This window comes from Odoribacter sp. AF15-53 (assembly GCF_003479425.1).
Lineage (GTDB): Bacteria > Bacteroidota > Bacteroidia > Bacteroidales > Marinifilaceae > Butyricimonas.
This window is the reverse complement of the sequence record NZ_QUHC01000005.1, coordinates 376,436-390,422: the sequence shown is the minus strand read 5'-3', so window position 1 is coordinate 390,422 and position 13,987 is coordinate 376,436. Positions and strand designations below refer to the sequence as shown.

The 13,987-nt window shown below is 54.7% G+C and carries 9 protein-coding genes; 5 read left to right on the top strand and 4 right to left on the bottom strand.

The features are described 5' to 3' along the window. Positions 1 to 78 precede the first annotated feature (78 nt). From DWW52_RS13120 to DWW52_RS13105, 4 genes are all read right to left on the bottom strand, one after another. Positions 79 to 741 (bottom strand): hypothetical protein, encoded by a 663-nt coding sequence (locus DWW52_RS13120; protein WP_133304539.1) that lies wholly within the window; start codon positions 739 to 741, stop codon positions 79 to 81. A 90-nt stretch (positions 742 to 831) separates the two neighbouring features. Next, the gene (locus DWW52_RS13115; RefSeq protein ID WP_004295476.1) at positions 832 to 1,362 is read right to left on the bottom strand and encodes an SMI1/KNR4 family protein; all 531 of its coding nucleotides are present in this window, start codon (positions 1,360 to 1,362) and stop codon (positions 832 to 834) included. 48 nt (positions 1,363 to 1,410) lie between these two features. Further along, a complete protein-coding gene (locus tag DWW52_RS13110) occupies positions 1,411 to 1,962 on the bottom strand; it encodes an ankyrin repeat domain-containing protein (protein ID WP_117508533.1) in 552 nt (183 codons plus the stop codon). A gap of 70 nt (positions 1,963 to 2,032) precedes the next feature. Continuing rightward, positions 2,033 to 3,151: a site-specific integrase gene (locus tag DWW52_RS13105; RefSeq protein ID WP_007565622.1), complete on the bottom strand. Its 1,119-nt coding sequence runs from the start codon at positions 3,149 to 3,151 to the stop codon at positions 2,033 to 2,035. A gap of 312 nt (positions 3,152 to 3,463) precedes the next feature. Here DWW52_RS13105 and DWW52_RS13100 point away from each other — a divergent pair, with 312 nt between their 5' ends. The 5 genes from DWW52_RS13100 (at position 3,464) to DWW52_RS13080 (ending at position 13,957) form a co-directional block, all read left to right on the top strand. Further along, on the top strand, positions 3,464 to 4,921 hold the full coding sequence (locus tag DWW52_RS13100) for a DUF3945 domain-containing protein (protein WP_117543497.1): 1,458 nt from the start codon (positions 3,464 to 3,466) through the stop codon (positions 4,919 to 4,921). A gap of 3 nt (positions 4,922 to 4,924) precedes the next feature. Then, positions 4,925 to 5,140 (top strand): hypothetical protein, encoded by a 216-nt coding sequence (locus DWW52_RS13095; protein ID WP_004319199.1) that lies wholly within the window; start codon positions 4,925 to 4,927, stop codon positions 5,138 to 5,140. 15 nt (positions 5,141 to 5,155) lie between these two features. Then, complete coding sequence (locus DWW52_RS13090) at positions 5,156 to 7,255, top strand: type IA DNA topoisomerase (protein ID WP_004303817.1); 2,100 nt, start codon at positions 5,156 to 5,158, stop codon at positions 7,253 to 7,255. 143 nt (positions 7,256 to 7,398) lie between these two features. Next, complete coding sequence (locus DWW52_RS13085; RefSeq protein ID WP_004295482.1) at positions 7,399 to 7,848, top strand: DUF1896 family protein; 450 nt, start codon at positions 7,399 to 7,401, stop codon at positions 7,846 to 7,848. Next, the gene (locus DWW52_RS13080; RefSeq protein ID WP_118715945.1) at positions 7,835 to 13,957 is read left to right on the top strand and encodes a helicase-related protein; all 6,123 of its coding nucleotides are present in this window, start codon (positions 7,835 to 7,837) and stop codon (positions 13,955 to 13,957) included. The genes DWW52_RS13085 and DWW52_RS13080 overlap by 14 nt, the downstream gene beginning before the upstream one ends. Positions 13,958 to 13,987: the final 30 nt, after the last annotated feature.

Below are 13,987 nucleotides of genomic sequence, written 5' to 3'. Positions count from 1 at the left end.
TTTCATTATAATTTTATATGACACTAATGTTTGGTGGATAATCGACTGTTAGGGAGATTAATCCGCTTGTTATGCGCTTTATTTAATAATACAATTATTTACTTTTATAAAATGACTTCCTTCAATATCTTTTAGTGCGGTAGGACTTATTTTCACCTTAGTTCTATACACATTTTCACCTATTGTAATCGTCAGATTTCTACATAATTGCTTTATCCTTTCTACTACCACTTGGTACACGTCATTATAATTTTCCAATTCGTTACATAGTATTTCTCTATTTTCCTCTATTGAATATATTTTCTTAGGGTACTCTAATTGAACCCCCATTATATTCTCTGGAAAATTTATGTAACTGAATTTGGTTTGTAACTTATGTTCTTCATCAAGATAGAAGGCAAATAGATTGAACCCGACGCAAGGCTCTATGAAATCCTCTGTTTTATACCATAATCCATCATTTGAATCTTGAAAGGGGGCTTTATACGCACACTTACTTAGATTGTTTGAAAAGCCCGTGAGCAAATTGTCGATTACAATATGCTCGATTTTTTCACCGGACGTTAGTAAACGGTAAAAAGATTCGTAATCCCTTACAAAATTTGCAAAGTTACTTTCTATATAATCCGCAGGTACTCTACGGTTGTATATCACAATGTGAAATCCTCGCAAAATGTCTTTCAATTCTTGCGATGTAACCAAGAACTTGTAAGTATGCCATCCTTTTGGATAATATTTCATGCTCATATTGTATTAGTTTCTAAGCGGATAATGTTCGGCGGATAATCGACCATTTAGGGAGATTCTTCCGCTTGTTATGTGCCTTACTTACTATTCCTCATATTTCTCAGCATTTTCAAGCCCTCGTATAAAATCCTCAAAATTTTCTGCTAATGTAGTTATTTTGAAATCTGATTCTTGATCGATATGCACAACTTTTGGTTCTCCGAATGGACCACATTCTCGATAATCCAAGAAAATCATATCATGCCCAGCACTCGGACAGTCACAAATAGCCACACCTATTTCCGGATATCCCCATTCATCAATCATAAACTGACTGCCAATTTCTCCACATAGTGAATAGTCCTTTTCCCTACCTATACCGTAAATGCCAGTTATAGCAATATGGTCTTCAGCCCAATTTGTGGGTGAATCAGTAGGGAAGCATGTATTGAAAGGGATGCCTCCATTATGCTGCTTCATCAGCCATATATAGGAAGCTGGCAACTTGTATCCTAATTCTTTCTCTACATCAGCTATCAATTCATCAGTTGGGGCATCACTGATATACTCCTTGCGGGCATAGTAATTATCATCCCAAAAGTTTGTAAAATCAAAACCTTCAAATTCTTGTTTCATATTCTCATTTTCTTTTTTTGTGGCACATAATGTCCGGCAGCGTTCCGCTTATTCAGTCGGTTTGCTGTTTGTTAACATCCCATTCTCTATTTCAATAATAATTGGTTTCACATTCAACTTGCGTCCTCCTTTAGTTATACTACCCGAAGCGTATTTTTGAAGTAGATCATAAAATGATACGCCATTGTTGTCGCATGAAAATGGGTTTACACCAGCACGTATAAATCTTATCATTAATTCACAATCTTCGGGATGATATTGTAATGCTATCCGAAGTGCATTTCTTCCTTGATTATCCGTTATATTTTTATCAACGCTTGGATTATCAAGTAAAGAAACTATCATTTCTATATTATATGCCCAAATTGCTGCAAATAAAGGGGATGCCCCACTCGCATCTTGATGATTTAAATTTGCGCCTAATTCTATAAGTTTATAAGCAAAATCATTTTTCCCTTCAGCTATGCAATTCATTAAAAAACTCCTGCCATTTCTATCCACGCTATTTAGCCCATACTTTTCAAGGAAAGACAGAATCTTTGAAAAGTCATTCTGAAACAATAGTGGATATAATTGTTTATCATCAAAATAATTAGTCATTTTCTCATGCTTTTAATTGGGATGTTAACGTTATACTATCAGCCGATTTGGCTGTTATTTTCTTTAAGTATCAGACCTCGTCTTCCTCCATCAACAGATCGTCCAACGGGCTTTTGATATTGCTTTTGAAAGTGTCGGCTATGTGGACATACCTTTCCGTTGTCTTGATGTTGTTATGTCCCATAAGCTCTTTCACAATCTTGATGTCGGTTCCTTGCTCCAGCAAGTGGGTGGCGAACGAATGGCGCAGCAGGTGCGGATAAATCCGTTTCGTGATTCCCGCTTCCCGGGCCGCTGCCTTCAGCCGTTTCGACACGATACTCTCGGTGAAAGGTTCGCCCGGTCTGTGTTCAAAAAGCCACACTTTCGGTTTGTATAGTCTGTTATATTCCGTCAGCTTTTTCATCAACGGTTTTGATAGCAGGGTGTAGCGGTCTTTTTTTCCTTTACCCTGCCGCACCCGTATCAGGGAGCGGGATTCGTTGATGTCGCCGGGTTTCAGTTCCAGCAGTTCGCTGATGCGCAATCCTGCGGAATAGAGTATGGAGAACATGCAGAAGAAGCGCAGGTCTGTCACCGTCGCGTCGAGTATCTTCTTTATTTCCTCCTTGCTCAACACGTCGGGCAGCGTCTTCTCCCGTTTGGCACGGTTCACCTTGTAACACCGCCGTTCCTGACCGAGAACTTTCTCGTAATAGAACTTGATGGCGTTGATACGCTGGTTTTGCTGGCAGGAGGATATGTTTTTCTCGTGGATGAGATACAGCAGGTAGTCGTTTATCTCGCCGGGGGTAACCGTTTCAATCTTACGCCCCTCGAAATGCTGTTGGAAATCGCGGAAATAGGAGGTATATACCCTTACGGTATGGTCACTGTAACGCACTTGCTGAAGTTTTTCCAGATAGCCTTCCGGCAGTGGCGGCCGTTTGTCTTCCTCTTTACGGGGGGCGGTTTCCTTGATGGCAGAATAGTCTATAAACGCCATTTTCACATAGCGGTCGAAGAACTCGGCAAGCACGAAATCTTCTGCCGGCAGATAAGCCCTGCCGCCGACAAGCAGTACGTTTTCTTCCTTCGACAGCGACAAGCGGATGTCATTGTCATTACCGAAAGTCACTTCGACAAATTCTCTCCCGTTTCTTATCACCGGAGAAAGTTTGATCTTGGTTTTTGGGGTATATATTTCCATGCCTCACGTTTTGTCGGATATTGAAACCCGTTTTCGCAAATTTATAAAAAAACACGGGTTATCCATGCGCTTTATTGACATTTAACAATAGATCCCGACTACCTGACAATAAGGTGAGGAGCCACGAAAATACCCTCTGCCAAATCCGTCCTTCCCGGCACTCCGTTTCTCCGATTTCCTCTGCCCTGCGCCACAAGCGGCCACTTCTGTGCCCGATGCTTCCATAGCCTTTCCAACTCTTTTACGTTCAGCCGGTTCCCCTTACTTTCGTTCCCGCATCGCTATTGGTGCTAACTAAAAACACTCGTAATTATGGACGAAAACGTAAAGAACGACGCTAAACAAGTCATGCTCGTTCAGAATGCCGACGACGGACGACTGCAAGCCGTTACCGGCGTGGATCGGGACGGCAATATCCAGACCACCGACCCCACGGATCAGAATGTGGCGAGCCTGCTGAACGTGAACACGCAGGATTCAGCCCTCGAAGCCTTCTTCAAAAAGTTCATGGAACAGGCCCAGAACCCCGTCCACACGGGTATCTTCGTCATGACGGAGAATGCCCTGAACAAACTTATCCGCATCGACTTCGACCCGGAGATTCTGGAAAATTACCGTATCGACCCCTCCGAACGGCTTCAGACGCAGGAGCAGCGGCAGTTCGAGCCGCTGGACGTCACGAAGATAGACCTGGCGGATATGGAGAAGAAAGGTATCCGCATGGAGGACATCGAGCCGCACCTGAAAGCCATGTCTTACGGACATAAATCCAACGGGCTGGTGGAGATGAACCCCGAACTGGAGAACGGGATGCGTGTTTCCACCAAAGGGCGCGTGTCGCTCGAAGAGCAGGCGGACGGCTCGCTGCGCGTCGTGCCGCATTACTGGCAGGAACGGCCCGACCTCGACGCCCCCTTCCACGGGGTGCTGCTCGACGAGGAGGCGAAAACGAACCTGATGAACACCCGCCACGCCGGGAAAGTGATCGACCTGGAGCTGGAGCCGGGCAAGCTCACGCCCTGCTACGTGTCGATAGACAAATGGACGAACACGCTGGAACCCATGCCCGTTTCGTTACTCGAAAAACGTGCCCGCATCAAGGAGGCCGACCTCTCGGAAGGCAAGCAGATGGATTTCTACGGCGGCGGCAAGGTGTTGCTCGAAGGATATACCACCCGCGCGGGTTATAAGCGGGATGCCTATATCCAAATCGACGCGGCCGAACGTAACTATTCCTTTACCTACGACGGTTTGGATCGCAACCGCTACGCCCAGGAGAACAAGGAGATTTACCGCCAGAAGGCCGCCGAGAAAAACGGACGGCAGGAAACTACGGCCTCCGAACGACAGCCCACGCTCACGATTCACCGGACAATCCTCAAAGCCTCCGTGCCCAAAGAGGCTTATGACCAGTGGACGGAAGCGGTGAATGATCCCTCCAAGCGGGCGGATGTCAAGGCTTTCTACATCAAGGGCATGGTCAAGGACGGGCAGGGTGAGCCGTTCAACGCCTGGGTCAAGCCCAACTTCGAGCGTAACAAGATGGACTTCTTCCGCTGGAATCCCGACCGTGCGAAACGGCAGGGAGCGGAGGTCAAACCCGCCGTTGAAAGCCGTACCCAGGTCGCCGTCAATTCCGAGGGCAAGACCGTCGAAGCGGTCAAAGGTGTGAAAGAGCCGCTCAAGCAGGGACAGCAGGAAGCCACCCCGACGCAGAAGAAAAATTACCGCAGCAGCAAAAAGAGCAACTCCAAAGGTGTCAAGGTATAACGTATGAAATGGTTCTACATGCAGGCCGGAGCCATGCCGCTCCTGATCGCGGCGCTGGCCGCCTTGTACCTCCGGCCGGGTAAACGCAGCCCCCCGGAGGAGGCGGACGACGGACGGCAGTATTACGACGGGAACGGCAACCATGTCTATTACGACCGCCGGCTGATCGCCCGTCCGGAAAAAGAGAAAGAAGAAGAACTACAAGAAAACAACCACTGAAAAATCCGAATCATCATGCAAGTAATTATCGCAGAAAAGCCCTCGGTGGCGCGTGAGATCGCCGCCATCGTGGGAGCCACGAACCGTAAAGACGGTTTTATCGAGGGAAACGGCTACGCCGTAACCTGGGCCTTCGGCCACCTGGTCGGGCTGGCAATGCCCCAACAGTACGGCATCGCGGGTTTCCGCCGGGAAAACCTGCCTATCCTGCCATCATCGTTCATCCTCCTGCCCCGGCAGGTTCGGGAGGGTAAAGAGTATAAGGCCGACCCGGGTGTCGTGAAGCAGCTCGGTATTCTCCGGGAATTGTTCGGCATGGCCGAGCGCATCATCGTCGCGACCGACGCGGGGCGTGAAGGGGAGCTGATCTTCCGCTACATCTACTCTTACCTGGAATGCCGCACCCCTTTCGTGCGGTTATGGATCAGCAGCCTGACCGACCGGGCCATCCGCGAGGGGTTACAACACCTCCGCCCTGGCAACGAATACGACAACCTTTACCTCTCGGCCAAAGCCCGCAGCGAAGCCGACTGGATCGTCGGTATCAACGCCTCGCAAGCGCTTGCCGTGGCTGCCGGGCGGGGCGTCTGGTCGCTCGGACGGGTGCAGACCCCCACGCTGGCGATCATCTGCTCCCGTTACCTGGAGAACAAGGCGTTCAAGCCCGCCACCTATTTCCGGCTGAAGCTCTCCACGGCAAAGGAGGGCACGGAGTTCACCGTCCTCTCCACGGAGAAATTCGACGGCAGGGAGAAGGCGGAAGCAGCCCGCGCCGAGGTTATCGGCGCCCGAACGGTACGCGTCGTGAACGTGGAGCGCAAGGAGGCCAGGGAACAGCCGCCTCTCTTGTACGACCTGACGACACTCCAGAAAGAGGCCAACAGCCGGTATGGTTTTTCGGCAGAAAAAACGCTCGACATCGCCCAGTCGCTTTACGAGAAGAAGTTCATCACTTATCCCCGTACCGGCTCACGCTATATATCGGAAGATGTGGCCGAGGAGATTCCGGCACTCATCGGGAACATGACACGCTATCCCCGTTTCGCGGAATACGCGGGCCTGATGGATACCGCATCTCTCTCCCGCCGAAGCGTGGACAACGAAAAGATCGCCGACCACCACGCGCTGCTTCCCACCGAGAACCTCCCCTCCGAACTGGATGCCGACCACCGCATCGTCTATGAGATGGTCGCGGGGCGGATGCTCGAAACCTTTTCCGGGGCCTGCGTGAAAGAAAACACTTCCCTTACCCTGCAAAGCGCGGGGCATGATTTCACGGCCCGCGGCAGTATCATGGTCGAGACGGGCTGGCGGGCCGTCCTGAATGAACCTGTCGAGGAGAAAGAGGAGGACATGACCCTCCTTCCCGACATCGTGCAAGGCGACGAGCTGCCCGTCAAAGGATGCGGCACGGAACAGAAACAGACCCGGCCGCGCCCCCTTCACACGGAATCGAGCCTGCTGGCGGCGATGGAAACCGCCGGACGCGAACTGTCCGACGAGGCCGAACGCGAGGCGATGAAGGATGCCGGCATCGGCACGCCCGCCACCCGTGCCGCCATCATCGAAACGCTCTTTGCCCGCGAGTATGTCAGGCGAGAGAAAAAGTCGCTTGTACCCACGGACAAGGGACTGGCCGTGTATGCCGTGGTCAGGGACAAGAAGATCGCCGATGTCGCCATGACGGGCGGCTGGGAACTGGCCCTCTCGAAGATCGCCACCGGGGAGATGGACGCCCCGACGTTCCATCGCGGTATCGAGGTCTTCGCCTCGCAAATCGCCAAAGAACTGCTGGAAGCAAGAATCGACGGCGCGGAGAGTGACACAGCCTGCCCGCGTTGCGGCAGGCCCGTGGTGTTCTATCCCAAACTCGCCAAGTGCCAGAATCCCGATTGCGGCCTGACCGTATGGAGAACCGTGGCCCGCAAGGAGCTGACCGACAAGCAGCTCGCGGAACTGCTGACCAAAGGCAAAACCGGCACGATCCGGGGATTCGTCAAAAACGGCGGCGGGACGTTCGACGCGGCCCTCACGCTCGATGACCAGTTCAAGACCTCGTTCGTTTTCGAACCGCGCGATACTCCCAGGCAGGGAAAGAGGAACAAACGGAAATAATCGTTACCTTTGCCACTGGAAAAGACCTGTCATAACGAGATACGCTTGTTTGATAAGGATTTTTTCAGTGGTCGGCGCTTCGGGTGGGAACCCGGGGCGCCTTTCTCTTCCCCGATTATCAACGACCACTAAAAATTCTTATCATGCCAGACAAGCAACACCATACCCCCACGGGGGAATTGTCCTATTACGGACTTTCGTTACTATCCTACCTCAAGGACAGCCACCCGGAACTCATCGCCGAAAGTGAGTTCATCGCCGAGCGGGCCGACAGCGCCGCCCAAGCGTACAGCGAGGCGATCCGTTCGGGCTGCAACCACATCGAGGCCGAAGAAATTGCCCGCGAGGAACTCTGCCGCGGACTGCACTTTTCACCCTACAACACGCTGGTAAACATCCTCTGGAGGGAATTCGAGGCGGAGATTCCCGAGGATACCGCCCGGCAGGCGGCTCTACGCCTGCTGCCCCTCTGCCGCGGGGTGCTGGAGAAGTACGACCTCACGGACGACTTCGCCGACACGCCCGACTACGAACTGTTCTATACCGAACTGACGGGAACCGTCCAAATACTTCTCGAAGATGGCATTCAATAAGAAAACCCACCTCCGCCAGAATATCGACGCGCTGAAGACGGCCTTCACGCTCGACAGGGAACGGCGGGCGCCGACTCCCGAAGAAGAAAGGACACTCGGCGCATACAGCGGCTTCGGCGCCATCAAGGAAGTGCTGGAAAACCCCACCGGGAAACCGGACAAGGACGGCATGGCAACGCTCGTGGCCGAGTTGCACGAGGTCATCAGGGCGAACACCCCCGACGAACGGGAATACAAGCGCTACATGGACGGGATCAAGAACTCCGTCCTGACGGCTTTTTACACGCCCCCGAAAGTGGCAGACGCCATCGTGGAGGCGATATGGGACACGCGGATCGTCCCCAAACGTATTCTTGACCCCAGTGCGGGAACGGGGGTTTTCGTCAGTGCCGTGGATTTCCACGCCCCCTATGCGGAGATCACCTGCTTCGAGAAAGACCCCGCCACGGGGTTGATCCTGAAGCACCTGCACCCCGAAAAACGGGTGCGGGTACAGGGATTCGAGCGCATCGAACCCAAATACGCCGGTTACTACGACGTGGCCGTGAGCAACATCCCTTTCGGGGACGTGGCGCTCTTCGACCCGTTCTTCTCCACCCATACCGACCCCGTGCGGCGGCAAGGCACACGGGCGCTGCACAACTATTTTTTCATGAAGTCCGTCGATATGGTACGCGAGGGCGGCCTGGTGGCATTCATCACCTCGCAGGGAGTATTGAACGCCGAGCAGGGACGCCCCGTGCGCGAGTGGCTGATGAACCGCTGCGAGCCCGTATCGGCCATCCGGCTGCCGAACAACCTCTTTACAGAACACGCGGGGACGGAGGTCGGCAGCGACCTGGTTATCCTGCAAAAGAAAGCCGCCACGGGGGAACTGTCCGAACGGCAGCAGGATTTCATCGAATCCCGCAAGCTGTCGAACGGCATCCGGATAAACAACCTTTTCCAGTCGTTCGACAGGGTGATCCATACCGAGGCCAAAGTAGGCAAAGACCCCTACGGCAAACCGGCGATGGAGTTCACCCACGCGGAGGGCGTGGACGGCATCGACCGGGAGATGCGGCGTATGCTCTCGGAGGATTTCAACCGGCATTTCAACGAGAGTTATTGCCTGGAACATGCTCCGGAACAGACACCCGGTACACCGGAGCGGGAATTGTCCCGTCCCCGTCAGGCGGAACGCCAGCGTGCCGAAAGACACGAGCCCCGCCTTGCCGGAGAAATCGTCAAGGAGATTATCGCCGATGCCCGTAACCTTCAGCAGCAGCGGGAAGAGGAGGAAAAACGCCGCGTCGTCGCCGAAATGGCGGCACAGGGCTACCATGTCGATACCGAAACCGGGGAGATTACCCGAATCGAAAACAAACCCGGACAAGTGTTACCGGATTCTGCTGCCACACCCGCCGGAGAACCGACCGGGGAGGATCTGGCCGACTTCGGGGCCTGGTCGAAAGAGCGGGAGAATCGCTTGTGGGAGCAGCACCCGCCGAAACCCGAAGATTTCGGCATGGCAGATACTCCCGTGCAGCACGTGGGCGGAATAACGGAACCGAAACCGCGGGAGGGCTTCGCCGGGTCGCTTTTCGACACGGTGGAAACGGCGGCTCCCGTACCTGCCACCCAAGCTGCCGAACCGGTAAATGTGCAGCAGGAACCGTTGCTGACGCTCTACGATCTGTTCGGCTTCAGCGCCGAGGAGCGGCGGCAGGCAGAACTCGGTATATCCAAGAAAAGGAACAGCCGCCGGGGAGCAAAGCGGAAGACGCCCCGACAACCCTCATTATTCGCCCCGGCCTCCTCTCCGGAGGAACAGAAGAGCGAAATGCCGAAAACGACGCCACCGGAGCGTGATCCCGAAGACTTGTATGCCTCCCTGAACTGGGAGGACAACCCGCCGATCAACGGCTTTTACGAGATGATGATGTCGCTTACCCCGGAACGGAGGGCGGAATTGCGCCGACAAAGCGCCCGGCAGCAGGAAACCCCGGAACAGCGGGAACGGCAGGCGGTACGCCCCCCGACGGAAGCCCCGAAAGGCAAACGGAAACAAGCCGCCGGTACGCCGAGAACGGGCGGCCTGTTCGACACGCCGGACAATCCAGAGGAGGAAGAACCCGGTAAAGAAATGCCGCAGATACGGGAGGCGGATATGAAACCCCGACCGTTCGAGGGGGAGGTCGCCCCCTATTTCCGCGAGGGAACACTCGTCACGGACGGACAAAACCGGGTCGGCTACCTGCGGGAGACTGAATCCCTGCAACCCATGTTCCACCCGCTGGAACTCACGCCTGCACAACGGACGAAAGCCTCCATGTATATCGAGATACGCGATGCCTATTACCACCTTTATAACAACGAGGCGGAAACGCTGACGGCGAACCCCGCCCTGCGGGAGATGCTCAACCGGCTTTACGACAATTTCACCGAACGCTTCGGACGGCTCAATGACAAACGCAACCTCGACCTGATCAAGATGGACGCGCGGGGGACGGAGATTCTGTCGCTGGAGCGTTACATCGACGGCAAGGCACGCAAAGCCGACATCTTCGAGCGTCCCGTGGCCTTCAATCCCGATGAGATCACGCACGCCGACGACGCTTCGGAGGCCCTTGTGGCCAGCCTGAACAAGTACGGCCGGGTGGAACCGCACTACATGGCCTCGCTCACGGGAACTACCGTGGAGGGAATACTCGGGGAACTGAAAGGACGTATCTATTACAACCCGGAAACGGACGGCTACGAGGTTGCCGACAAGTTCATCGCCGGCAATGTCATCGGGAAAGCCGAACGGATCGAGGCGTTCCTGCGGGAGAATCCCGACCACGCCCCGGCCCGGGAATCGCTGGAGGCTCTGCGCGAGGCGACGCCCAAACCCATCGCTTTCGACGACCTGGATTTCAACCTGGGCGAACGGTGGATTCCAAAAGGTGTTTACGAGCGTTTCGCCTCCTCGCTCTTCGATACGGAGGTGAAGATCACCTTCGCCTCCAACCTGGACGAGTACGGCGTGAAGGCGGAAGCGACGAACGTGAAGATCACGGAGCAGTATGCCGTCAGCGCGCAGACCCGTAAGTACAACGGCCTGCACCTTTTGAAACACGCCCTGCAAAACACTTCGCCCGACATCACCAAGACCGTCCTCAAATGGGTGGACGGAGAACGGCGGGAGGTCAAAGTGCGTGACGGGGAGGCCATACAGCTCGCCAACAGCAAGATAGATGAGATCCGGGGTGCTTTCCCCGAATGGCTGCGCGAGCAGTCGTCCGACTTCAAAGACCGCCTGACAGACCTCTATAACCGTACTTTCAACTGTTACGTGCGCCCGAAGTACGACGGGACGCACCAGGAATTCCCCGACCTCGACCTCAAGGGGCTGGGAATCGACAAACTGTATGACAGCCAGAAGGACGCGATATGGATGGACAAACTGCTCGGCGGCGGGATAATCGACCACGAGGTGGGCGGCGGAAAGACCCTTATCATGTGCTGCGGGGCCTACGAGAAGAAACGCCTCGGGCTGGCCAATAAACCCATGATTATCGGGCTGAAAGCCAACATCCATGAAATAGCCCGGACGTTCTGCACCGCTTACCCGATGGCCAAAGTCCTCTACCCGGGCAAGGAGGATTTCACGCCCCGGAAGCGTGAGCGCATCTTCCGGGAGATACGCAACAACGACTGGGACGCCGTGATCCTCTCGCACGAACAGTTCGGCATGATACCCCAGTCCCCGGAGATACAGCAGGAGATATTGCAGGCCGAGCTGGACTGTGTGGAGGAGAACCTCGAAGTGCTCAAAGCACAAGGCAGGGACGTTTCCCGCGCCATGATGAAAGGGTGTCAGAAACGCAAGGCCAACCTGGAAGCCAAGTTGCAGAAGGTGGCGCACGCGCTGGAAACACGCAAGGACGACGCCGTGGACTTCCGCCTCATGGGTATCGACCACCTCTACGTGGACGAGAGCCACAAATTCAAGAACCTGACTTTCACGACCCGGCATGACCGGGTGGCGGGCCTCGGAAATCCCGAGGGGTCGCAGCGGGCGCTCAACATGCTTTTCGCGCTGCGTACCATACAGCAGCGCACGGGCCGCGACCTGGGGGCGACGTTCCTCTCGGGAACGACCATCTCCAACTCGCTCACGGAACTGTACCTGCTTTTCAAGTACCTGCGCCCGAAGGAACTGGAGCGTCAGAATATCCGCACCTTCGATGCCTGGGCGGCCATATTTGCCAAGAAAACCATCGACTACGAGTTTTCCGTGACCAACGAGGTCGTGCAGAAAGAACGGTTCCGATATTTCATCAAGGTTCCCGAACTGGCCATGTTCTACTCCGAGATTACAGATTACCGCTCGGCGGAGGATATAGGGATCGACCGACCGCAAAAGAACGAGATATTGCACAATATCCCGCCGACACCCCAGCAGACGGAGTTCATAGAACGGCTGGTGCAATTCGCCAAATCGGGCGATGCCACGCTCCTGGGCCGCCTGCCGCTCTCGGAGCGGGAGGAAAAGGCGAAAATGCTCATTGCCACAGACTACGCCCGCAAGATGTCGCTCGATATGCGTATGATAGACCCCGAACTATACAGCGACCACGTGGACAACAAGGCGAGCCACTGCGCCCGTATGATTGCCGGTTACTACCGCCGTTTCGAGGCGTACAAAGGTACGCAGTTCGTATTCTCCGACCTGGGAACCTACAAACCCGGAGCGGGGTGGAACGTCTATTCCGAGATACGGCGTAAACTCGCGGAGGATTACGGCATACCCCAAAGCGAGGTGCGGTTCATCCAGGAGGCGACCTCGGAAAAAGCGCGCAAGGAGATGATCGCCGGTATGAACGCCGGAAAAATCCGCGTACTCTTCGGATCGACCGAGATGCTCGGGACGGGAGTGAACGCGCAGAAACGCTGCGTGGCGATACACCACCTGGACTGCCCCTGGCGTCCCAGCGACCTGGAGCAGCGCGACGGGCGGGGAATACGCACCGGGAACGAGATCGCCAAACTCCATGCCGACAACAAGGTGGACGTGATATTATACGCCGTCGAGAAGTCGCTCGACGCCTACAAGTTCGGGCTGTTGCACAACAAGCAACTGTTCATCCGCCAGCTCAAGACCAACAACATGGGAAGCCGTACCATCGACGAGGGGGCCATCGACGAGAAAAGCGGCATGAATTTTTCCGAGTATGTAGCCGTCCTCTCGGGAAATACAGACCTGCTGGACAAGGCCCGCCTGGAGAAGAAGATCGCCACGCTCGAAAGCGAACGCCAGGCATTCGTGCGCGGCAAATCATCGAGCCGCTACAAGCTGGAGCAGATCACGGAGAAGATAGAGAAGAACAACGACCTGATACGGCGTATCGGCAAGGATCTGGAACACTTCAAGGCCCGCGTCGAGTTCAACGAGGACGGCTCGTACCGCAATCCCGTGAAACTGAACGGGCTGGAAACCTCCGACCCCAAGCTCATCGGGAAACAGCTCAACCATATCGCCGAAACGGCACGCACGCTCGACAGGCTCGAACCCATCGGGAGCCTCTACGGGTTCGAGCTGCTCGTCCAGAGCGAAACGACCGGGAAAGACGGGCTCGACCTGGTGCAGAACCGTTTTTATGTCCGGGGTGAAGGGGATTATCTATACCAGTATAACTACGGGAATATCGCCTCCGACCCGCGACTGGCGGCGATGAACTTCATCCACGCGCTCGCGACCATCGAGCCGACACTGGAGAAATTCCGGAAAAAGAATGAGGAACTGGAGAAAGATATTCCCGTCCTGCGGGAAGTGGTGGAAAGTTCCTGGCGCAAGGAGCCCGAACTGACGGCCCTAAAAGCTGACCTGACGGAAATAGACCGCAGGATACAGCAAAGCCTCAAACCGATAGAAGAGAGCGAGGGAAAGGAGGCGGAGGAGGATAACGACGTGTGCCGGGAACGGCATGACACGGCGGAAGAACTCCCGGGGAAAGACAACACGGCGACCCGTATTCCTTCCCGGCTGCGGCAGATTGCCGACGCCTCCGGGGGGCGCATCGTCATCGCGGGCGTGGGCAGCCCGCCGGAGAACGGCCCTGCGAAGAAAGGGATCAAGATGTAAACGAAAAGCCGACGGAAGTACAGATTTCCG